This window comes from Rhodoferax sp. LS1R11 (assembly GCF_056521395.1).
The window spans coordinates 1-21,155 of the sequence record NZ_JBWMAW010000024.1 but is presented as its reverse complement, the minus strand read 5'-3'; the positions used below and the strand labels follow the sequence as shown (position 1 = coordinate 21,155).

Annotated in this window: 19 protein-coding genes and 2 pseudogenes; 19 read left to right on the top strand and 2 right to left on the bottom strand. The window is 60.4% G+C overall.

The window, feature by feature from the left end; genetic code table 11:
• Position 1 precedes the first annotated feature (1 nt).
• The 13 genes and pseudogenes from AC097N_RS19845 to AC097N_RS19785 form a co-directional block, all read left to right on the top strand.
• On the top strand, positions 2-1,771 hold the full coding sequence (locus AC097N_RS19845) for a branched-chain amino acid ABC transporter ATP-binding protein/permease (protein WP_479583801.1): 1,770 nt from the start codon (positions 2-4) through the stop codon (positions 1,769-1,771).
• Between the two features lie 11 nt (positions 1,772-1,782).
• On the top strand, positions 1,783-2,541 hold the full coding sequence (locus AC097N_RS19840; protein ID WP_479583800.1) for an ABC transporter ATP-binding protein: 759 nt from the start codon (positions 1,783-1,785) through the stop codon (positions 2,539-2,541).
• Between the two features lie 11 nt (positions 2,542-2,552).
• On the top strand, positions 2,553-4,262 hold the full coding sequence (locus tag AC097N_RS19835; RefSeq protein ID WP_479583799.1) for an acyl-CoA dehydrogenase family protein: 1,710 nt from the start codon (positions 2,553-2,555) through the stop codon (positions 4,260-4,262).
• A 46-nt stretch (positions 4,263-4,308) separates the two neighbouring features.
• A complete protein-coding gene (locus AC097N_RS19830; protein WP_479583798.1) occupies positions 4,309-4,764 on the top strand; it encodes a MarR family winged helix-turn-helix transcriptional regulator in 456 nt (151 codons plus the stop codon).
• 213 nt (positions 4,765-4,977) lie between these two features.
• Complete coding sequence (locus AC097N_RS19825) at positions 4,978-5,292, top strand: winged helix-turn-helix transcriptional regulator (RefSeq protein WP_479583797.1); 315 nt, start codon at positions 4,978-4,980, stop codon at positions 5,290-5,292.
• A 196-nt stretch (positions 5,293-5,488) separates the two neighbouring features.
• Positions 5,489-5,842: an FKBP-type peptidyl-prolyl cis-trans isomerase gene (locus AC097N_RS19820; RefSeq protein ID WP_479583796.1), complete on the top strand. Its 354-nt coding sequence runs from the start codon at positions 5,489-5,491 to the stop codon at positions 5,840-5,842.
• Between the two features lie 125 nt (positions 5,843-5,967).
• A complete protein-coding gene (gene grpE, locus AC097N_RS19815) occupies positions 5,968-6,528 on the top strand; it encodes a nucleotide exchange factor GrpE (RefSeq protein WP_479583795.1) in 561 nt (186 codons plus the stop codon).
• Positions 6,529-6,602: 74 nt separating this feature from the next.
• On the top strand, positions 6,603-8,552 hold the full coding sequence (gene dnaK, locus AC097N_RS19810; protein WP_479583794.1) for a molecular chaperone DnaK: 1,950 nt from the start codon (positions 6,603-6,605) through the stop codon (positions 8,550-8,552).
• A 103-nt stretch (positions 8,553-8,655) separates the two neighbouring features.
• The gene (dnaJ, locus tag AC097N_RS19805) at positions 8,656-9,792 is read left to right on the top strand and encodes a molecular chaperone DnaJ (RefSeq protein ID WP_479583793.1); all 1,137 of its coding nucleotides are present in this window, start codon (positions 8,656-8,658) and stop codon (positions 9,790-9,792) included.
• A gap of 120 nt (positions 9,793-9,912) precedes the next feature.
• Positions 9,913-11,277 (top strand): MBL fold metallo-hydrolase RNA specificity domain-containing protein, encoded by a 1,365-nt coding sequence (locus tag AC097N_RS19800; RefSeq protein WP_479583792.1) that lies wholly within the window; start codon positions 9,913-9,915, stop codon positions 11,275-11,277.
• Between the two features lie 6 nt (positions 11,278-11,283).
• A complete protein-coding gene (locus tag AC097N_RS19795) occupies positions 11,284-11,535 on the top strand; it encodes a hypothetical protein (protein WP_479583791.1) in 252 nt (83 codons plus the stop codon).
• 6 nt (positions 11,536-11,541) lie between these two features.
• Entirely contained in the window at positions 11,542-11,805 is a 264-nt protein-coding gene (locus AC097N_RS19790) for a hypothetical protein (protein WP_479583790.1), read from the top strand.
• 451 nt (positions 11,806-12,256) lie between these two features.
• A pseudogene (locus tag AC097N_RS19785) lies at positions 12,257-12,382 on the top strand (IS110 family transposase); the annotation flags it as partial.
• A 305-nt stretch (positions 12,383-12,687) separates the two neighbouring features.
• Here AC097N_RS19785 and AC097N_RS19780 read toward each other — a convergent pair.
• A complete protein-coding gene (locus AC097N_RS19780) occupies positions 12,688-13,017 on the bottom strand; it encodes a plasmid stabilization protein (RefSeq protein WP_479583789.1) in 330 nt (109 codons plus the stop codon).
• Positions 13,018-13,034: 17 nt separating this feature from the next.
• Positions 13,035-13,538: a CBS domain-containing protein gene (locus AC097N_RS19775; RefSeq protein WP_479583788.1), complete on the bottom strand. Its 504-nt coding sequence runs from the start codon at positions 13,536-13,538 to the stop codon at positions 13,035-13,037.
• Between the two features lie 232 nt (positions 13,539-13,770).
• Here AC097N_RS19775 and AC097N_RS19770 point away from each other — a divergent pair.
• From AC097N_RS19770 to AC097N_RS19745, 6 genes and pseudogenes are all read left to right on the top strand, one after another.
• Positions 13,771-13,935 (top strand): annotated as a pseudogene (locus AC097N_RS19770) (adenosine deaminase); the annotation flags it as partial.
• A gap of 215 nt (positions 13,936-14,150) precedes the next feature.
• Positions 14,151-14,837: a dienelactone hydrolase family protein gene (locus AC097N_RS19765; RefSeq protein ID WP_479583787.1), complete on the top strand. Its 687-nt coding sequence runs from the start codon at positions 14,151-14,153 to the stop codon at positions 14,835-14,837.
• Complete coding sequence (locus tag AC097N_RS19760; RefSeq protein ID WP_479583786.1) at positions 14,834-15,532, top strand: phosphoribosyltransferase; 699 nt, start codon at positions 14,834-14,836, stop codon at positions 15,530-15,532. The genes AC097N_RS19765 and AC097N_RS19760 overlap by 4 nt, the downstream gene beginning before the upstream one ends.
• 20 nt (positions 15,533-15,552) lie before the next feature.
• Positions 15,553-16,911: an erythromycin esterase family protein gene (locus AC097N_RS19755; protein WP_479583785.1), complete on the top strand. Its 1,359-nt coding sequence runs from the start codon at positions 15,553-15,555 to the stop codon at positions 16,909-16,911.
• Between the two features lie 16 nt (positions 16,912-16,927).
• Positions 16,928-17,773 (top strand): heavy-metal-associated domain-containing protein, encoded by an 846-nt coding sequence (locus tag AC097N_RS19750; protein WP_479583784.1) that lies wholly within the window; start codon positions 16,928-16,930, stop codon positions 17,771-17,773.
• Positions 17,774-17,841: 68 nt separating this feature from the next.
• Positions 17,842-21,045 carry an HAD-IC family P-type ATPase gene (locus tag AC097N_RS19745; RefSeq protein ID WP_479583783.1) on the top strand — a complete coding sequence of 1,068 codons (3,204 nt, stop codon included), beginning with the start codon at positions 17,842-17,844 and terminating at the stop codon, positions 21,043-21,045.
• Positions 21,046-21,155 lie beyond the last annotated feature (110 nt).

Below are 21,155 nucleotides of genomic sequence, written 5' to 3'. Positions count from 1 at the left end.
CATGACCTTCACCCAAAACACCCAGCGCCTGGCGCTCATGGCGGGAGTGGTGGTACTGGCCTTGCTGCCACTGCCCGACTTCTGGATTACCCAACTCAACTACATCGCGCTGTACAGCCTGGTGATTCTCGGACTGGTGCTGTTGACCGGCATTGGCGGCCTGACTTCCTTTGGTCAGGCGGCCTTCGTCGGTATCGGGGCTTACAGCAGTGCTTACCTCACGGTGAACATGGGCCTGTCGCCCTGGATCACCGTCTTTGCCGGTCTCGCCATCACAGCCGTCAGTGCCTTGGCCGTGGGGTGGATCACCTTGCGCATGTCGGGCCACTACCTGCCGCTGGCCACGATCGCCTGGGGTCTGTCGCTGTATTACCTGATGGGCAACCTGGACGCCTTGGGCAAATACGACGGCATTCTGGACGTGCCCACGCTCAAACTGGGCGGCTGGGACATCGGCCAGGGCCGCCCCTTCTTTGTGTTGGCCTGGGGCCTGGTGTTGCTGGGCGCCTTTGCGCTGATCAACCTGCTGGATTCGCGCACCGGACGCGCCATCCGCGCGTTGCGCACCGGCTCGCAAATGGCCGAGGCCATGGGCGTGGACACCTTGCGCTACAAGATCGGCATCTTTCTGATTGCGTCGTTGTTTGCCAGTGTCTCGGGCTGGCTGTTTGCGCACTTTCAGCATACGGTCAATCCTTCGCCATTCGGGCTGAAGATGGGCATCGAGTACCTGTTCATGGCGGTACTGGGCGGCGCAGGCTATGTGTGGGGCGCCATCAGCGGTGCGCTCATTACCAAGCTGCTGGAAGACCAGTTGCAGGTGCTGCTGCCCAAGCTGATCGGCACCAGCGGCAACTATGAAATGATCGTGTTCGGCATCGTGCTGGTGCTGGTGCTCAAGTACCTGCCGGACGGCATGTGGTCGTTGGTGGGGCGCTACCTGCCCAAACCCCAGCGTGTCAACGACTGGCAAAACGCCGCACCGCTGGCTGAGCGCAGCAAACCAGTCGTCGGCGACATGGTGCTGGAGGTACTGGCCATTCGCAAACAGTTCGGCGGTCTGGTGGCGGTCAACGACATCGGCTTTTCAATCAAGGCCGGGCAAATCGTCGGGCTGATCGGCCCCAACGGTGCGGGCAAGTCCACCACCTTCAACCTGATCACCGGTGTGCTGGGCCTGACATCGGGCCAGGTGAAGTTTCGCGGGGAAACCATCAGTGGCCTGCCCTCGCGCGAGATTGCACGGCGCGGCATGTCGCGCACCTTTCAGCATGTGAAGATGATTCCTGAAATGACGGTGCTCGAAAATGTGGCGCTGGGCGCCCAGTTGCGCGGTCACCAAGGCGCGCTCTCCAGCATGCTGCGACTGGACCGGGCTGAAGAGCAAAGCCTGATGCGTGAGGCGGCGAAACAGCTCGAGCGCATCGGCATGGGCGGCTCCATGCATGAGCTGGCTGGCAACCTGGCGATGGGACCCCAGCGCCTGCTGGAAATCGCCCGGGCCCTGTGCAGCGACCCGGCCTTGTTGCTGCTTGATGAGCCCGCCGCCGGCTTGCGCCACAAGGAAAAACTGGCCCTCGCCGGAGTGCTGCGCCAACTGCGCAGCGAAGGCATGAGCATCCTGCTGGTGGAGCACGACATGGACCTGGTCATGGACGTCTGCGATCACCTGGTCGTGATGGAGTTCGGCACGCTGTTGACCCAGGGCACGCCGGAAGAAATCCAGCAAAGCCCTGCCGTACGCGCCGCCTACCTTGGCACCGAACATTGAGGACTTTTGAGATGACAACGCCTATTCTTCGTGTTCAAAACCTTCGCGCCGGTTATGGCCGTGCCGAAGTGCTGCACGGTATTGACCTCACTGCGTCGGCCGGCAGCGTGATAACGGTGATCGGCCCTAACGGGGCGGGTAAATCCACCTTGCTCAACGCCTTGATGGGCGTACTGCCCGCCCAGGGTGAGATTGAATTCCAGGGGCAATCCATCAGCGCGCTGTCGCTGGAGGAACGCGTGATGCTGGGCATTGCCCTGGTGCCTGAAAAACGCGAACTGTTTGGCACCATGCCCGTGGAAGACAACCTGGTGCTGGGGGCGTTTCGCCAGGTGCGGCTGCGCAACAAAAAATGGCGCGACCAGATGGACGTGGTGTACGAGATTTTTCCCCGCCTGAAAGAACGCCGCACCCAGTTGGCGGGCACGCTCTCCGGTGGCGAACGACAGATGCTGGCCGTGGGCCGGGCGCTGATGTCCCGCCCGACCTTGCTGATGCTTGACGAGCCCAGCCTCGGTCTGGCACCCTTGGTCGTGAAGGAAATCTTCCGCACGATTGATGCCCTGCGAAAAACCGGTGTGACCACCCTGCTGGTGGAGCAAAACGCCCGTGCCGCGCTGGAGACCGCTGATTACGGCTATGTGCTGGAAATGGGCGAGATTGCCCTGCATGGCCCGGCCAAAGACCTGGCCACCGACTCGCGCGTGATCGACACCTACCTGGGTGCGGCCCGCAAGAAAGTCGATGCGACGAGCATCAGCAACCCCTGAGACCTTTGACCATGAACTTCCAGCCCGCTTTGGACGACATCCACTTCATTCTTCACGACGTGCTCCAGGCGCCTGCCCAGCTGCAGGCCGTGCCCGCCTTTGCCGACACCGATGCCGATCTGATGCGGCAAGTGGTGGACGAAGCGGGCAAGTTCGTTGCCCAGGAAGTCGCGCCGCTGCAAGAGGTTGGCGACTCGGTGGGCTGCAAGTTTGTGAACGGCAAGGTCACCACACCACCCGGCTTCAAGGCTGCCTACACCGCCTTCTGGCAGAGTGGCTGGCCGGCGCTGGCCTGTGCGCCGGAAGATGGTGGCCAGGGCCTGCCTACGGTGCTGGAAGCCGTGCTTTACGAGATGCTCAGTGCCGCCAACCACGGCTGGACCATGGCACCGGGCCTGTTGCATGGCGCTTATGAATGCATCAAACACCACGGCAGCGAAGCACTCAAAACCGCCTATCTTGAAAAAGTAACCACAGGCGAATGGCTCGCCACCATGTGCCTGACCGAACCCCATGCCGGCAGCGACCTGGGGCTGGTGCGCACCAAGGCACTGCCGCAGGAGGGCGAAAGCTACCGCCTCAGCGGCACCAAAATCTTTATTTCAGGCGGTGAACATGACCTGACGGACAACATTGTTCATCTGGTGCTGGCGCGTTTGCCGGATGCACCGGCGGGCCCCAAAGGTCTCTCCCTGTTCCTTGCACCCAAGTTGTTGCCCGACGGCACAGTCAATACAGTTCATTGCGACCGCATCGAAGAAAAAATGGGCCTGCACGGCAGTCCCACCTGCGTCATGCGCTTTGAGGACGCCACCGGCTGGCTGATTGGTGAGCCCAATCGCGGGCTCAATGCCATGTTTGTCATGATGAACGCGGCTCGCCTGCATGTGGGTCTGCAAGGCATCGGCCTGCTGGAGGCGGCCTGGCAAAAGGCCGACGCCTATGCCAAAGAACGTCGGCAAATGCGCGCGCCCAAACCGCAAATGAGCAACACGCCCGACCCGATTGCCGAGCACCCGGCCATGCGCCGCATCCTGTCCACGCAGCGCGCCTGGATTGACGGCGGCCGTGTGCTGGCCTACCAAACCGCGATTGAACTTGACCTCGCAAAGCGGCACCCCGACGCAACGCGGCGTCATACGGCGCAACAATGGTGCAGTTACGTGACTCCGGTGCTCAAAGCGGCCTGGACGGCTCAGGCCTTCAGCGGAAGCAGCGAGTGCCTGCAGGTGTTTGGTGGGCACGGCTACGTACGTGAATGGGGCATTGAGCAAATCGTGCGGGACGCGCGCGTGACCATGATTTATGAAGGCACCAACGAAATTCAGGCGATTGACCTGCTCATTCGCAAAGTGCTTCCGGATGGCGGAGCCGGACTGCTCGCCTTGCTGCAGGGGCTCGTCGCCAGACTGCCCTCAGGTGGTGCCAACCAGGCCCAGACGATGCAGATGCTTGAAGACACATGTCAGCTCACCACGGATTTGGTCAACGCCGGCAAGTCAGACATGGCGCTTCCCTACTGGGTGGCAGATGACTACCTGCGCGTTGTCGCATTGGCGCTGCTGGCCTGGGCCTGGCAACAAATTGAGGCGGCGGCGCGTCAGTCAACGTCCTGCGACAACACACCGCGCTGGACCGAACCGGCGCTTGCGCTGAACCACTGGGTCCTGCCTGAATTTGGCATGCGATTGGGCATGGTCAAGGCCCGCCTGGCGGCGTGACTCCCGCGAACTTGGGTATGCTCGCTGCCTTTCAAGCCTGATTGCAATGAGCCCTAAGTCCACCCCCCCCTTCGTTGACCACGTTGATACCACCTACCTCGAAGGGCTGGTGGGCTACAACGCGCGGCGTGCGGCACTGGTGGTCATTGAGGTGTTCATGGAGCGAATGGCGATCTATGACCTGAGGGTGGTTGACTTTTCAGTGCTCTCGCTCGTGACACACAACCCCGGTATCACTTCGCGCCAGTTGTGCGCCACGCTCGGCATCCTGGCACCCAATCTGGTTGGCATGGTCAGTGCCATGGAAAAAAGAGGATTGATCACGCGACGGCCGCATCCCCACGACGGACGGGCGATGGGCTTGCACCTGACATCCGATGGACAAACGCTCATGGCAACGGCTGAGAAAACAGCCATGGAACTGGAAGTCGACACCACGGCCCACTTGACCGTGAGCGAGCGAAAAACACTGATGAAATTGCTGAAAAAAGTCTACAAATAGCAAGGTGAGAGATTCCGTTTGCGAAAAATACCCCTTATTTCTTATGTATTGCGTGCTTTGCCAGCTATGAAACTTGTAGCAAAGAGACAAACTGAGATATAGTTTCGGGCAACGCCGGAAAACGTCGGATGTCGAGAGTCTTCAGACCTCCTGACACCCCCGCAAAGTCAAAACGCCCCGGCCATCAATCAACGCTTTGAGGAGAGCCTTTCAATGAGTTCCAAAGAAAATGCCGCCATCGGTCAACTGCTGGGTCTGCTTGAGTCCCGTTACGCCATTCGGGTGCTGTGGGCGCTGAAAGACGGCCATCCACAGACCTTCCGGCTGTTGCAAGACAGCGTTGGCGGCATTACACCGAACACGCTGAACACCCGTATCAAAGAGTTGCGCAAGGCTGAATTGCTCAGTCATGGCACTGACGGTTATGTCGTCACGCCCATGGGCGCTGACCTCCTCAAGCGTTTGGCAGACCTTCCCGCTTTTGCCGCCAAATGGACGGCCAGCCAGACCAAAAAGACACCGGAGTAAGCTTTCCGGGCGAAGTTAAAGAAGACAGGTACGGCCTGTCTTTTTTTATGCCGGTAAAAAGTCAGGTATGCGGCCCGCCCAAAGTTCCCAAACAGGGAGTGCACAGGGGTGCTGGCATAATTTCGGGTTTTCTGGGTGCAGCCCTTGTTCAACAGGCGCATTCAGCTACTTATTCAATAGCAAAAAGGACACAACCATGACCACCACAGCAACCGGCCTGCAATACGAAGACACCGTGATTGGCACAGGCACTGAAGCCACCAAGGGAAAAAGCGTTACCGTGCATTACACTGGCTGGCTGTACAACGATGGTGTTCAGGGTGCCAAGTTTGACTCCAGCAAAGACCGTGGCGATCCCTTTGTCTTTTCGCTCGGTGCCGGCATGGTGATCCGTGGATGGGACGAAGGCGTGGCTGGCATGTTGATTGGTGGCGCGCGCACGCTCATCATTCCGGCAGCGCTCGGCTATGGTGCCCGCGGCGCTGGCGGCGTGATTCCACCCAACGCCACGTTGAAGTTTGACGTCGAATTGCTCGCCGTCTCCAACTGATCTTTCGGCATTCGACTCGTTCCCCCTGACGCCCGGCATCACGTCCGGGCGCTTCTATTGCGCTCTTGAAATGCCGACGTACGCCCCCAACTCAGGGCCTAGTACTTGTAATTTGGCTTAAAAGCATGTCTGAATCCAACCAAAACCAAACTACCCCAACGCCTACCGGCTACCAAAGCACCGAAGAAATGGTCGCAGCTCAATCCGCCCAGGAGTTTGACGCGTTAACGCGTGCGCAAGCTGATCTGGCTGAATTGCAAGCCAAGAGTGCCGATTTGGCCGACCAGTTTCTTCGCGCCAAAGCCGAGGCCGACAACGCCCGTCGTCGTGCCGAGGAAGAAATCTCCAAGGCCCGCAAGTTTGCTGTCGAGAGCTTTGCCGAAAGTCTGTTGCCCGTGGCAGACAGCCTGGAAGCTGGCCTGGTCATCAAGGACGCCACCAACGAACAAATTCGCGAAGGTGCGCAAGCCACATTGCGTCAATTGCTCGCAGCGCTTGAACGCAACAAGGTCATGGCCATCAACCCGGCCGCTGGCACCAAGTTTGACCCGCATCAGCACCAGGCCATCAGCGTGGTGCCTTCCGAACACGAGGCCAATACCGTGGTCACCGTGTTGCAAAAGGGTTACTCGATTGCAGACCGCACGTTGCGCCCGGCACTCGTCACGGTCGCTGCACCGAAATAAACATGGCGTGACTTGAAACTTTTCAAGTTATCCACAACTTTAAAACCATCTAAATCGAAATACTGGAGTAAATTATGGGAAGAATTATCGGCATTGACCTGGGCACCACTAACAGCTGCGTAGCCATCATGGAGGGCAACACCCCCAAGGTTATCGAGAACTCTGAAGGTGCGCGCACCACGCCGTCCATCATTGCGTACCAGGACGGTGGTGAAGTGCTGGTTGGTGCATCGGCAAAGCGCCAGGCCGTGACCAACCCCAGGAACACCCTGTACGCCGTCAAGCGTCTGATCGGCCGCAAGTTTGCCGAAAAAGAAGTCCAAAAAGACATCGACCTGATGCCCTACAAAATTGCCGCTGCCGACAATGGCGATGCTTGGGTCGAAGTGCGCGGCAACCGCATGGCACCTCAGCAGGTCAGCGCTGACGTGTTGCGCAAGATGAAGAAAACCGCCGAAGACTACCTTGGCGAAGAAGTGACCGAGGCCGTCATCACGGTGCCCGCCTACTTCAATGACGCACAGCGCCAGGCGACCAAAGACGCGGGCCGCATTGCAGGCCTGGACGTCAAGCGCATTATCAACGAGCCAACTGCCGCCGCACTGGCTTTCGGCCTGGACAAGAACGAAAAGGGCGACCGCAAGATTGCCGTGTATGACTTGGGTGGCGGCACGTTTGACGTGTCCATCATCGAAATCGCTGACGTCGATGGCGAGAAACAGTTTGAAGTGTTGTCGACCAATGGTGACACATTCCTGGGTGGTGAAGACTTTGATCAGCGCATCATCGACTTCATCATTGCCGAGTTCAAGAAAGACCAAGGCGTTGACCTCGGTAAAGACGTGCTCGCATTGCAGCGCCTGAAAGAAGCTGCTGAAAAGGCAAAGATCGAACTCTCCAGCAGCTCGCAAACCGACATCAACCTGCCCTACGTGACCGCGGATGCGTCAGGCCCCAAGCACTTGAGCGTCAAGCTCACGCGCGCCAAGCTGGAATCGTTGGTTGAAGAGCTGATTGAGCGCACCATCGCGCCTTGCCGTACTGCACTCAAAGATGCTGGCGTCAACGCATCCGATATCCATGACGTGATTTTGGTCGGCGGCATGACCCGCATGCCCAAGGTGCAGGAAAAGGTCAAGGAATTGTTTGGCAAAGAGCCACGCAAGGACGTGAACCCTGACGAAGCCGTTGCCGTTGGCGCCGCCATTCAAGGCCAGGTGTTGTCCGGTGACCGCAAAGACGTGTTGCTGCTGGACGTGACGCCTTTGAGCCTGGGTATTGAAACCATGGGCGGTGTCATGACCAAGATGATCACCAAGAACACCACGATTCCAACCAAGTTTGCACAGACCTTCTCGACGGCTGAAGACAACCAGCCTGCGGTGACTATCAAGGTGTTCCAGGGTGAACGCGAAATCGCAGTGGGCAACAAGATGCTGGGCGAATTCAACCTGGAAGGTATTCCACCCGCATCGCGCGGTACGCCTCAGATTGAAGTGTCTTTTGACATCGACGCCAATGGCATTCTTCATGTGGGCGCCAAAGACAAGGGCACGGGCAAGGAAAGCAAGATCACCATCAAGGCCAACTCCGGCCTGAGCGAAGCTGAAATCCAGCAGATGGTGAAAGACGCTGAACTCAACGCCGCGGACGACAAGAAAAAACTTGAACTCGTTCAGGCCAAAAACCAGGCCGACGCCAGTATGCACAGCGTGAAGAAGAGCCTGACCGAATACGGTGACAAGCTTGACGCTGGCGAGAAGGAAAAGATTGAAGAAGCGATCAAGCACCTTGAAGACGCCATCAAAGGCGACGACAAGGGACACATTGAAGAGAAGAGCACCGCTTTGATGACCGTGAGCCAGAAGCTGGGCGAGAAGATGTACGCCGACCAGCAAGCCAAGGAAGCTGCTGCTTCCGGCGCTGGCGAACCAGCCGGTGCTGCTGACGCCGGTGGTGCATCGGCCCATGCGGCTGACGACAACATCGTCGACGCGGAAGTGAAAGAAGTCAAAAAGGGCTAAGCGCTTGCGCTGAACTCTGTTCTGAACACTGTTTTCAGGCGCCGCGTTGAACACGAGAAATGTTCAACGCGGCGTTTGTGTTGAAACCGGGCACTGAAAGACCATGGCAAAAAGAGATTACTACGAAGTTTTGGGTGTTCCCAAAAATGCCTCGGACGAAGAGATCAAAAAGGCCTATCGCAAACATGCGATGAAGCATCACCCTGACCGCAATCAGGGCGATGCCTCCAAGGCGGCTGAAGAAAAATTCAAGGAGTCCAAGGAAGCCTACGAAATGCTGTCGGACCCGCAAAAGCGTGCGGCCTACGATCAGCATGGCTTTGCAGGGGTGGACCCCAATATGCGGGGCGGTCCCGGCGGTGAGGGTTATGGCGGTTTTGCCGAAGCCTTTGGCGATATTTTTGGCGACATGTTTGGTCAGCAACGCGGTCGTCCTGGTGGCGGTGGACGCCAGGTTTTCCGTGGCGGTGACTTGAGTTACGCGATGGAAGTGACACTGGAAGAAGCGGCCAACGGCAAAGATGCCCAGATCCGCATCCCCAGCTGGGACTCGTGCGAGGTCTGCAAAGGCAGCGGCGCCAAACCGGGCACCCAGGTCAAGGCCTGTGGCACTTGCACCGGCACCGGCTCGGTGCAGATGCGCCAGGGCTTTTTCAGCGTTCAGCAAACTTGCCCCACGTGCCGTGGCACCGGCAAGGTCATTCCTGAACCCTGCATAGCGTGCAGCGGCCAAGGCAAGATCAAGAAACAGAAAACACTGGAAGTCAAGATTCCTGGTGGCATTGACGGTGGCATGCGCATTCGCAGTGCGGGCAATGGCGAGCCGGGGACCAACGGGGGGCCGGCGGGCGATCTGTACATTGAAATTCGCCTCAAGAAACACGACATCTTTGAGCGCGACGGTGATGACATTCATTGCTCGGTGCCCATCAGCATCATCACCGCATCACTGGGTGGCGAGATTGACGTGCCCACGCTGGCGGGCAAGGCGGCCATTGACATCCCCGAGGGTACGCAAACCGGCAAGCAGTTTCGTTTGCGTGGCAAGGGCATCAAAGGCGTTCGCTCCAGTTACCCGGGAGATCTGTATTGCCACATCACGATCGAGACACCGATCAAACTCAGCGAACACCAGCGCAAGCTGCTGCGCGAGCTTGACGAATCACTGAAAAAAGGCGGCGCCAAACACTCACCCACGGGTGACAGCTGGACCAATCGCCTGAAAAGCTTTTTCAGTTGATGTAAATCAAGCTGCATCAGCCCCAGTGATGCCCAATGAAAGCCGCGAAGGATGCCCATGCCTTCGCGGTTTTTTTTCGCTCCCCCAAGGCGAAAGCATCAATGCGCAGGAGGTTTCGGCATGAGTGTGAACATCACTTTTCTGGGTGGCGCGGGCACCGTCACCGGGTCCAAGTATCTGGTGCGGCATGGTGACGAGTGTCTATTGGTGGACTGCGGCCTGTTCCAGGGCTACAAGTTGCTGCGCTTGCGCAACCGCACGCCCTTGCCGATAGCGCCCCACCAGATCAAAGTGATTCTTCTGACCCATGCCCATCTGGACCACAGCGGCTACCTGCCGCTGCTGGCCAAAGAAGGATTCTCAGGCAAGGTCTACGCCACCAGCGGCACGCGGGACCTGTGTCGTATCCTGCTGCCAGACAGCGGCCACATTCAGGAGGAGGATGCCGATTTTGCCAACCGCCATAGCTTTTCCAAACATGCCCCCGCCCTGCCCTTGTACACACGCCAGGATGCGCTGGACTGCCGGCCCTTGATCAAGACGGTGGATTTTGGCAAGACCTTCGCCCCCCTGCCCGGCTGGAAGGCGACCTTTTCCCCCGCCGGGCACATTTTGGGTGCGGCCAGTGTGCTGCTGGAGGTGGCTGGCCGGCGCATTCTGTTCTCGGGTGACCTGGGTCGGCCTGACGACCTCATCATGCATCCCCCGAACGACGCACCCTCAGCCGATACCGTGCTGATCGAATCAACCTACGGCGACCGCGCGCACCCCAAGAAAGACGTCCTTGCCGAACTGGCGCCAGCGCTGCAAAAGCTGGCCAAACGCGGTGGTGTGGCGGTCGTGCCTGTGTTTGCCGTCGGGCGGGCTCAGGCCTTGTTACACGCCATTCACCTGCTCAAAATGCGGGGGGATCTGCCCAAGTCGCTCCCCGTGTTCCTGGACAGCCCCATGGCGGTGCACACCACCCACCTGTTTGAGCACCACTTAGGCGAATACCGTCTCACCAACAAAGACGCCCACGCCCTCACCCACTCCGCAACCATGGTCAACAGCACCGATGAATCTCGCGCACTGGCCAGCCGACATGGCCCGATGGTGATTCTGTCGGCCAGCGGCATGGCCACGGGTGGGCGCGTGTTGCACCACTTGGCGCAATACGCGGGCAACCACCGCAACATGATCATCCTGACGGGTTTTCAGGCCCCCGGCACACGCGGCGCCACGCTGGCCAGCGGTGCCAAGTCCGTGCGCATTCATGGACGGGATGTGGCGGTCAGCGCCGAGGTGGTGCAACTCCAGTCCGCTTCCGCCCATGCAGACGCCAACCAGCTACTGGCCTGGCTGCGAACCATGCCGCAGGCGCCCGATCAGGTCTATGTCGTTCATGGCGAACTGGGCGCCTCTGACGAGTTGCGCAAACGCATCAAGCATGAATTGGGCTGGCGTGCCTTGGTGCCGGAACACAGCTCAACTTGGCCGACCTGAATCGCCATGAAAAAACTCTTCCGAAAATACTTCGCGTTCGCGGCGGGCACTACGCCGCTGGTCATCAGCTTCATCGGCGTCCTGCTGATGTCGTTGCTGATGCTGGCGGTCGTGCCGATCAACGGCGAGTTGCTTGACATCCGGTTGCACTACAGCCTGGCCGATGTCCAGGCCGCGATGGCGCAATACGGTCCCCGGGGCCGCATGGCCTACGCACTGGGCAGCGCCACGGTGGACACCATGATTCCGGTTTTCTAAGTCACCTTGTTTGCCGGCCTGATTTACCGCTTTCGCCCCAACGAGCGGCTGTGGGCCATGGCGTTCTTCCCCGTTGTTGCCGGCGCCTGCGATCTTTGCGAGAACGTGCAACTCATCACAATGCTGTTGCAGTACCCCGACATCTCGGCCGGACAAGTGGCCGGCGCATCATTTTTCACCACCGCCAAGCACCTGCTGAGTGCGGTTTATGCACTGACTGCCTTGGTGTTTTTGCTCATGTTCTTCGTACGACGACTCAGGCTCAAATAGGGCGTCATCAGAAAGGAGCACTCGATGAGTGTTACGCGAATCAATAAGTTCGAAGCCAAAGAAGGTATGGCTACCGGCCTCCACAAGTTCCTGAGGTCGATTGTTCCCCTCATTGAACAGTCACAAGGTTGTATGTCGTGTCAGGTTCTTCAAAATCAGGAAAGCCCCCCGTGTCAATATGACCTGAGACACCTACCCTCGACTAATTAGAGTAGAAAAGTAAGATTCGATCATGTCAAAAGAAACAAAGGACCAGATGGCCACAAATGCCGTTCCTGCGATGGGTGACGCGTTGGAAGGAGCCCGTAGGGCGACTGCAAACGCGTCACCCATCGCAGGAGAAACATCAGCGTTCATCGGTTTCTTAGATTCTTTGGACATGATCGAATCCTACCTTTCTACTCTCTAATTACTCAGGGGTAGGTGTCTCAGGTCATATTGGCACGGGGGGAAGGCGGCCGTCGCAATGGCCAACAAGAATGCTCGAATTCTGTGGGCAATGATGACCAAGGGATGTCGCTTTGATGCCCGGCATGTGAGCGTCAAGCCTGCAGGATTGGCACCTGCGATAGCATAGTTGATTCGACAACAAGTTAATTTCTGCAAGACGTGAAATTGAAGATGCAGTAACAGGTCAGACCGGAGACAGGGGAACTCGATAGTATGGTTGGGTATGCATTGGCATTGACCCGTGCAACAAATGGAGTCCCGTCAAGCGGTTGGTATCTGGGGTCGCACCAAGAGTGCAAAAAACCCGTCTGTAAATGTGCAGTCTGTACCTCGTTTCCTCGTCGCTTCAAGTCACGCTAATGCGGAAAGCCGTAATCAAGGAAAAATAAATCCAAACTGTGCTTGACTTCGTGAGGAGTCCCTGTAACTACACTAGCGATCATTCAGCGCAGCTTCCAGCGCCTGCGTGTTCATCGCCGAGCGTCCTTTGAGTCCCTTTTTTCGGGCTTCGGCGTAAAGCTGGGCGTAAGTCCGCCCGCCTGCGCCGCTGTGGGAACGCAGGCCACCGCGTCTGGAAGGCGACAGGTCATTGATGGATGTGGGGCTGGCTTGTTTGGCCTCCCCTTCTTGGGCCCGGATTTTGTTTACGGTCCGGGCCGCGATTTCCTCGGCTCTTTCTTCGCTGGAACCCTTCTTCAGAATTCCTTGCTTGATGTGCTCGTACTGGCGCTCGCGTTTCGCGCTCCAGGTTTTCTGTGGCATGTCCTTTCTCTCCCCATTCAAGCCGGACCGCGGCTGGGGGCGCTGGGGGTGGAACCTCCGCCAGCCGCGCCGCTTGCCGCCGAGATACCGGACCGGTCAGGCGCCGCCGGCTCGGAAATATCCTGCAAGACCGAAGCCACCTTTTTGTCATCGGTCTTCACGGCAATATCGCCGAGCGACAACATGCCCACCAAGTGCTTTTCCCGGTCAACAACCGGCAAGCGCCGGATTTGCGCATCACCCATTTGCGCCATCACCTCGCTCACCGCCTGATCCTCGAAACACCATTGAACTTCTTTGCTCATGATGTCCGACAGGGGCGTGTCCTCACAGTCGAGGCCTTGCGCAACGCCCCGCAGGGTGATGTCCCGGTCAGTCACCATACCGACCAGCTTTTCCCCGTCACACACCGGGATCACCCCGACGTTGAGTTCGTCCATAGCCTGTGCGGCACGCACCACCGAATCTGAGGGAGACAAGACCCGCACGCCACGAGTCATGATGTCGGACACTGTTGTCATAAGAGGCTCCTTAATTGAAGCGGCACCATCGGTGCCTGCATCCAGTCTAGCGGCCCTCTCAAGAACAACAGTAGGACAACTTCCAGGCTGCGCGTAGGAGGCCGATCCGCCCGCCATGAAAATTGCTCTGATCAGCGGTTTTGCGAGTGTGCGGCGATTCAACGCGGCGTTCTTGCAGCACTATGGGCTCAACCCGACCCAGTTGCGACGCGAGGGCGCAGGACAGGCCAAGCAGTACATTGCCATGCGGGCCCTGCGCTGGCCTGATGCGTTTCCAGCCGGTGATGTAGCCCTGCACAAGGCGCTGGGTGTGCAGGGCTACATCACCGGCCAGGGGGCCTCCGCAGCATGGAAACCCTGGCGCAGCTACGCGGTGATCCGGGCCTGGGCTTCGCTGCCAGAGGCGGCGAAAGCAGTGAAGACCGTGAAGAAACCTGCGACCGCCAAAAATTGCTACACAAACAATAGCACCCTACATAATCCCGACAAAGGGCTACAGTCATTTTTTACCGAAGAAACGGCCACGGGGCGTTGTCCTACATCAAAAACAATCCCGTCTGACAGACACGGTACGCCGCCGCGGTAAATTTAGATCTTTGGAAGGTGAACATCATGCGTAGCGTCAACACCACCCTGGTCCCTCGCGAAGTCCGTATTCCCGTCGGTGACACTTGGCTCTACGGCGACTTGGTGTTGCCCCCTGTGTTCCATGGCTTGGTGCTGTTCGCGCACGGCAGCGGCAGCGGGCGCCACAGCGCCCGCAACCGACAGGTCGCCCAACACCTGCAGCACGCCGGCATCGCCACTCTGCTGTTTGATCTGCTGACCGCGCAGGAAGAGCAGATCGACCTGCATACGCGTGAACACCGCTTCAACATCCCCTTGCTGACCCGGCGGATGCAGGACGCCACCGCGTGGGCCGCTGCCCAACCCGAGTTGCAGCATGCCGCCATCGGGTATTTCGGCGCCAGCACTGGCAGCGCGGCCGCACTCATCGCCGCCGCCCGGCTGGGCGACCAAATCGCTGCCGTGGTCTCCCGCGGGGGCCGGCCGGACTTGGCCGGGCCGGTGGCGCTGGCCGCTGTGACAGCACCCACGCTGCTCATCGTCGGCGGTGCCGACTACGAGGTGATCGAACTCAACGAGCAAGCCCACGAGCACCTGCGCTGCGAAAAGAGCCTGGTCATAGTGCCCGGTGCCACGCACCTGTTCGAAGAAGCGGGCGCGCTGGAGCAGGTCGCGCAACTGGCCTCCTCCTGGTTCACCGCCCACCTGACTTCTTTGCAGTACACAACATGACTGCCGTGAATTTTCCCTTTCGCGACCGCAGGCACGCTGGTCGGGTGCTGGCCGGCAAGCTGGAGCAGTACCGCGGCCGGGCCGGCTTGCTGGTGCTGGCCCTGCCGCGCGGCGGCGTTGCCGTGGGGTTCGAGGTGGCCCGCGAGTTGCAGGCGCCGTTAGACATCTTTGTGGTGCGCAAGCTCGGTATACCCGGCCACGAGGAGTACGCCATGGGTGCCATCGCCAGCGGCGGCGTGAGGGTCATGAATCCAATGCCGGGCCTCACCATCAGGCCCGAGGCAATTGCGGCAGTGGTCGAGCGCGAACAGGCCGAACTGGTGCGGCGCGAGCACTTCTACCGCAAGCAGCGTCCGGCAGTTCCCATTCGGGGCCGCACGGTTATTGTGGTCGATGACGGGCTGGCCACGGGCTCGACCATGCAGGCTGCGGTGTTGGCGATTCGCCAGCAGCATCCCCTGCATATAACCGTGGCGGTGCCGGTAGGCGCGCTAGACACCTGCGCCGCCCTGCGCCAGCAGGCCGATGACGTGATTTGCGCCGAGACGCCCGAGCCGTTTCGCGCCGTCGGGCTGTGGTACCTGGAATTTCCGCAATCCACGGACGACGAGGTGTGCGCGCTGCTGAAAGAAGCGCGGCGAGAACACGCCGCGTCCATCCACAACGCCAGCCATCGACTGGAAGAGCGAGATTGATAGGGGAAAAAGGACATTACATGGCCACGCAGAAAATCCAACACGACCCCAGCAACACGACCTTGCTGGAAGGCTTGGCCCCGCACCTGCAGCCATTGGCCGGCGATGCACGGCAATATGACGGCCTGCTGAACCTGATCGGCCCGGCGCGCTTTGCCTTGCTGGGCGAAGCGTCGCACGGCACCCATGAGTTCTACCGCGAGCGGGCAGAGATCACCAAGCGACTGATCACCGAAAAGGGCTTTACTGCCGTTGCCGTGGAAGCCGACTGGCCCGAAGTCTGGCGCGTTAACCGCTACGTACGCGGTCTGTCAGATGACGCAGACGCCGACGCTGCGCTGTCGGGCTTCCAGCGCTTTCCCGCCTGGATGTGGCGCAACACTGTCGTGCGCGACTTCGTCGAGTGGCTACGCGACTACAACACCGGCCTCAGCCCCCTGCGCCAGGTGGGCTTCTACGGGCTTGACCTGTACAGCCTGTTCAGCTCCATCCAGGCAGTGTTGACCTACCTCGATGATGTGGACCCCGAAGCCGCGCGCCGTGCACGATACCGCTACGCCTGCTTCGACCATGCAGCAGAAGACAGCCAGGCCTACGGCTACGCCGCCAGCTTCGGTCTCAAACCGAGTTGCGAGGACGAGGTGGTGCAGCAACTACGCGAAATGAACCGCCGTGCTGGCGAGGTGCTACTGACGCCCGGGCTGGAGCGTGATGAAGCCTTCTACGCGCAGCAGAACGCGCGTCTGGTGCGCAACGCAGAGGAGTACTACCGCACCATGTTTCACCGGCGTGTGTCATCCTGGAATCTGCGCGATAGCCACATGGCGGAGACGCTGTATGCGCTGGACCGCCACTTGGCAACAGGCGGCGCGCCGCCGCGCATTGCCCTGTGGGCGCACAACTCGCACTTGGGCGATGCCTCGGCCACCGAAATGGGCGAGCGGGGTGAATGGAATGTGGGTCAGCTCGTGCGCGACCGCTACGCGGACGATGCGGTGCTGGTGGGCTTCAGCACTCACCGCGGCTGGGTCACGGCTGCATCAAACTGGCACGAGCCGCCCCAGCGCAACCGGGTGCGTGACGGTTTGCCCGGTAGTTGGGAGGACGTGTTCCATCATGCCGGCACTGCCCGCTTCCTGCTGCCCCTGCGCGACGACGCTGCGCTGCGCTCGCTCGTCACATCACAGCGGCTGCAGCGTGCCATCGGTGTGATCTACCGCCCCGACACGGAACGCCAGAGCCACTATTTCTACACCCGTCTGGCCCAGCAGTTCGATGCAGTGATACACATCGACGAAACCAGCGCACTGGAGCCGCTGGACATGGGTCAGGTGTGGATCGACGGCGAGGTGCCAGAGACGTTTCCGTCAGGCATTTAGCCATTAAGGAAGTACGATGAAAACGAGCGTTATTGAAGTACACGACATGCTGTCGGTATTGACCGTGGACGAAGTGGAGGAGCGGATTGGCGGGGTACCGGGGGTTGAAAGCGCAACGGTGAACTACGCTGCCGGAAACGCCACAGTGCGCTACGACGAAACCCGACTCGAAGTCGCCGATATCAAGGTGATGGTGCACCAACGCGGGCCTCAACCCGCAGGCGAATCCCTACCCATCCATGTGAGCGAACACGAGTCCGCACGCGAGCCTGCTGTAGTGCCGACGCCGAAAATTGCGCCGGCCTCTGCTTCCAAGCCCGAAGCCGCCATGCCAAAAACTTCCACTGTCGCGTCCGCCGTCGTGCCCGCGACGACTGTTCCCGGAGGAAACGGACAACGGGACAAAACGGCACCGATCGCGCAGCCTTCAACGCCGGAACCCGCGGCCCCGAAAGCTGCCCCCGCCGCCATGGCCCCACCGATTGTTCGTGCAGGGGACGGGCAACAGGACAAAGCAACGCCGAGCGCGCCGCCATCAGCAACGGTAGCTGCTGCGCCAAAAGCCGCTCCCGACGCGAAATCTTCAACGCCCACAGACGCTGAGCCAAAACCTGACTCCTGGAAAGTACATGCGCTCTCGCTGACGGTGACTCTGAGTGTGGCATATACCTTATGCGCCATTTTCGACGTTCTGTTTCCGCCCTTCGGGCTGCTTGCTGCACTTGCGCCGGCCAGTCCGTTGCCAATCTCCGGTAGTCCCCTCGCTTACCTGACGGGATTCGCGCTGTTCACCGTCGCTGGTTTTGTGTTTGGCGCACTCCATGGAATCGCATGGGAATTCTGGAGCAAGAGACTGCGGTGACAATGACGTCATGGATCCGAATGCCCTGAATAAAGACGACGCCCAATGACGCCCTTTGAGGAAGTGCGATGAAAACGAGCGTCATTGAAGTGCGCGACATGCTGTCGGTATTGACCGTGGATGAAGTAGAAAAGCGGATTGGCAATGTGCCGGGGGTTGCAAGCGCTACGGTGAATTACGCTGCAAGAAACGCCACGGTGCGCTACGACGAAACCCGACTCAACGTTGCCGATATCAAGGTGATCGTGCACCAACGCGGGCTTCAGTCCGCAGACGAACCCCTACCCAAGCACGTGAGCGAACACAAGCCCGCACAAAAGCAGGCTGTAGCACCAACGCCGGGAGCAGCTCCGGCCTCCGCTTCAACGCCCGTAGTACCCGCCGTGCCTGCGCCGGTCGCTCCCGCACTCGACGACCACACGGGCCACTCAGCGTCGGACGCGCCGCCTCCACCCCATCCACCCGCCATGGCGAAGGCAGGCAGCCTTGATGATCCTTCCGTCAAGGATGCTGACGAAGTGGCAAGGGCTCTCGGCGCAGACCTCGAAAATGGCCTCACATCGCAGGAAGCGTCGCGTCGACTGTCGGAAAACGGCCCCAACGAACTCCACTCCGCGCCGCGGCGGCCCGCATGGCGCCGCTTCCTGTTGCATTTTCACGATCCCCTGGTCTACCTGTTGCTGGCCGCAGTCGCCGTTGCACTCGTCGCATGGGTGATCGAGGGCAGGGTTGGCTGGCCGGTGGATGCGATCGTCATCGCGACGGTCGTCCTGCTCAACGCGGTTCTGGGTTATGTGCAGGAAGCCAAGGCCCAGGACGCCGTGGCCGCACTGGCCCGGATGACGGCGGCGACCTCCGCTGTCCTGCGTGACGGCCAGGTGCTGCGGGTGCCCAGCGCCGAGCTGGTGCGTGGGGACCTGCTCGTGCTCGGCGAAGGTGACGCCGTCGGGGCGGATGCGCGCCTGGTTCAGGCCACGTCACTGCGCGTGCAGGAGGCCTCGCTGACCGGCGAAAGCGAAGCCGTGCTCAAGGATTCCGCCACGCTGCCCAACTCGGCGGCGCTCGGTGACCGGCTCGATATGGTCTTCAAGGGCACGGCCGTCGCGCAGGGAACCGGTCGCGCCGTGGTGACGGCTACCGGGATGGACACCGAGATGGGCTCGATTGCCGAAATGCTTGAAGCGACCGCGGAAGAGCCAACACCGCTGGAGAAAGAAATCGGACACATCGGGCGCATGCTGGGCATCGCCGTCGTCATCATTGCCGTGGTGGTGGTGGGGACCATCCTGCTGATCTCAGACATCCGCAGCGCCGCCGATGTCATTCACGTCTTGCTGCTCGGCGTGTCTCTGGCGGTGGCGGCCGTGCCCGAGGGGCTGCCGGCGATCCTTTCGGTGGTGCTCGCCCTTGGGGTGCAGCGGATGGCGAAGCACAACGCGATCGTCAAGAAACTTTCGTCGGCGGAAACCCTGGGCTCCGCCTCGGTCATCGCCTCGGACAAGACCGGAACCCTCACCCGCGCGGAAATGACCATCGTGCAGGTGATGACTGCCTCGGGCAGCACCCACGTGACCGGGGTGGGATACGCGCCCGAGGGGCAGGTGGAACAGGAAGGCATCGAGCTGGCGACCGGACCGTTGCGTGATGAGACCATCGTGGTGCTCAGCGGCGGCAGCCTGGCCGGCGACGCCGACCTGCGTCAGGGGGCGGGGGGCGAGTGGGAGATCCACGGCGACCCCACCGAAGCGGCGTTCCTGGTGGCTGAGCGCAAGCTGGGCATCACCGAGCGGCGCGAGCGGCGTTTTGAGCGCATCGGCGAAATCCCGTTCACGTCCGAGCGCAAGATGATGTCGACGATTGAACTCGATCATGAACACGGCGACGAGGTTGTAGTGATCACGAAGGGTGCCCCGGACGTTCTGCTCGAACGGTGCACCCGAGCGCGGGTGGGGATGGAGATCGTCGACCTCGATAATGCGCTGCGGGCGCGGCTCTTGGCTGACGTTGACACGCTTTCAGACGCGGCGTTGCGCACTCTCGCCGTGGCCTACCGCCCGCTCAGCGCAAATGAGGACCCGAAAGTCACGGATTCGCTCGAACGCGACCTCGTGTTCGTGGGCACCGTCGGCATCATCGACCCACCACGCGAGGAGGCGGCGCTGGCCATTCGCGAGGCGCGTCGGGCCGGCATCCGCGTGATCATGATCACCGGCGACCACCCGCGCACTGCGGCGCGCATCGCCGCCGACCTTGGGATCGTGCAGGCCGGCGCCACCGCGCTGACGGGAGCGGAGATCGACGCGTTCGACGACGCGGGCTTCGCCGAGGCAATGCGCAAGACGTCCGTTTACGCGCGGGTGTCACCCGCGCACAAGCTGCGAATCGTTGATGCACTGCAGGCCGACGGAAACATCGTCGCGATGACCGGCGACGGCGTCAACGATGCACCCGCGCTGAAGGCGGCCGACATCGGCGTGGCGATGGGTGTGAGTGGCACCGAGGTGACGAAGGAAGCGGCCAAGATGATCCTCGCCGACGACAACTTCGCCACGATCGTCGAGGCTGTGCGCGAAGGGCGCGGCATCGTCGACAACATCCGTAAGTTCCTGCGCTATCTGCTGTCGTCGAACATGGGCGAGGTGCTGACGGTGTTCCTGGGTGTGGTGGGGGCGGGGGTAATCGGGCTAAAGGGCGACGGCAGCGCAGTGGTGCTGCCACTGCTCGCGACACAGATCCTGTGGATCAACCTGATCACCGACTCCGGGCCAGCGCTCGCGATGGGCGTCGACCCGCCCGCCGACGACCTCATGGCTCGCAAGCCGCGACACATGAGCGAGCGCTTGATTGACGCCCGTATGTGGGCGACCGTGATCCAGACTGGTGTCGTGATAGCTCTGGTGACGCTGCTGACGATCGACATCTACCTGCCTGGCGGGCTGATCGAAGGCACATACGATCTCGCTACTGCCCGCACCGCGGGCTTTACGGTGCTCGTGTTCACCAGCATGTTCACCTGCTTCACGGCGCGTTCAGACACTACGAGTGCGTTCAGGCAACTGTTCGTCAACCCGTTGCTATGGGGCGCGGTTGCACTCTCGGTGCTGTTGCAGGTGGCGGTCGTCAACCTCGATTTCCTCAACCTCGCCTTCGGCACGGTGCCGCTGGCGTTCAACCAGTGGCTGCTGTGCGCCGGAATGGCCAGCGTGGTGCTGTGGTTCAGCGAATTGCGCAAGCTGGGGAGTCGGGCATGGAGCCGACGAGAGGACGCCTAAGGCTACGCTGAACAAGTGCCGTCAAAACGCCAGCCGAGGCTGATGACAGTGCGATTTCTTGAAAACGAAGCGTCAATCGCCCTATTTTGTGGCCCCTGGGGCCTGTTGTC

What these genes read in the sequence shown, in the direction of transcription:
- AC097N_RS19845 (WP_479583801.1), top strand. Translation starts at nt 2, where the DNA reads ATGACCTTCACCCAAAACACCCAGCGCCTGGCGCTCATGGCGGGAGTG.
- AC097N_RS19840 (WP_479583800.1), top strand. Translation starts at nt 1,783, where the DNA reads ATGACAACGCCTATTCTTCGTGTTCAAAACCTTCGCGCCGGTTATGGC.
- AC097N_RS19835 (WP_479583799.1), top strand. Translation starts at nt 2,553, where the DNA reads ATGAACTTCCAGCCCGCTTTGGACGACATCCACTTCATTCTTCACGAC.
- AC097N_RS19830 (WP_479583798.1), top strand. Translation starts at nt 4,309, where the DNA reads ATGAGCCCTAAGTCCACCCCCCCCTTCGTTGACCACGTTGATACCACC.
- AC097N_RS19825 (WP_479583797.1), top strand. Translation starts at nt 4,978, where the DNA reads ATGAGTTCCAAAGAAAATGCCGCCATCGGTCAACTGCTGGGTCTGCTT.
- AC097N_RS19820 (WP_479583796.1), top strand. Translation starts at nt 5,489, where the DNA reads ATGACCACCACAGCAACCGGCCTGCAATACGAAGACACCGTGATTGGC.
- grpE (WP_479583795.1), top strand. Translation starts at nt 5,968, where the DNA reads ATGTCTGAATCCAACCAAAACCAAACTACCCCAACGCCTACCGGCTAC.
- dnaK (WP_479583794.1), top strand. Translation starts at nt 6,603, where the DNA reads ATGGGAAGAATTATCGGCATTGACCTGGGCACCACTAACAGCTGCGTA.
- dnaJ (WP_479583793.1), top strand. Translation starts at nt 8,656, where the DNA reads ATGGCAAAAAGAGATTACTACGAAGTTTTGGGTGTTCCCAAAAATGCC.
- AC097N_RS19800 (WP_479583792.1), top strand. Translation starts at nt 9,913, where the DNA reads ATGAGTGTGAACATCACTTTTCTGGGTGGCGCGGGCACCGTCACCGGG.
- AC097N_RS19795 (WP_479583791.1), top strand. Translation starts at nt 11,284, where the DNA reads ATGAAAAAACTCTTCCGAAAATACTTCGCGTTCGCGGCGGGCACTACG.
- AC097N_RS19780 (WP_479583789.1), bottom strand. Translation starts at nt 13,017, where the DNA reads ATGCCACAGAAAACCTGGAGCGCGAAACGCGAGCGCCAGTACGAGCAC.
- AC097N_RS19775 (WP_479583788.1), bottom strand. Translation starts at nt 13,538, where the DNA reads ATGACAACAGTGTCCGACATCATGACTCGTGGCGTGCGGGTCTTGTCT.
- AC097N_RS19765 (WP_479583787.1), top strand. Translation starts at nt 14,151, where the DNA reads ATGCGTAGCGTCAACACCACCCTGGTCCCTCGCGAAGTCCGTATTCCC.
- AC097N_RS19760 (WP_479583786.1), top strand. Translation starts at nt 14,834, where the DNA reads ATGACTGCCGTGAATTTTCCCTTTCGCGACCGCAGGCACGCTGGTCGG.
- AC097N_RS19755 (WP_479583785.1), top strand. Translation starts at nt 15,553, where the DNA reads ATGGCCACGCAGAAAATCCAACACGACCCCAGCAACACGACCTTGCTG.
- AC097N_RS19750 (WP_479583784.1), top strand. Translation starts at nt 16,928, where the DNA reads ATGAAAACGAGCGTTATTGAAGTACACGACATGCTGTCGGTATTGACC.
- AC097N_RS19745 (WP_479583783.1), top strand. Translation starts at nt 17,842, where the DNA reads ATGAAAACGAGCGTCATTGAAGTGCGCGACATGCTGTCGGTATTGACC.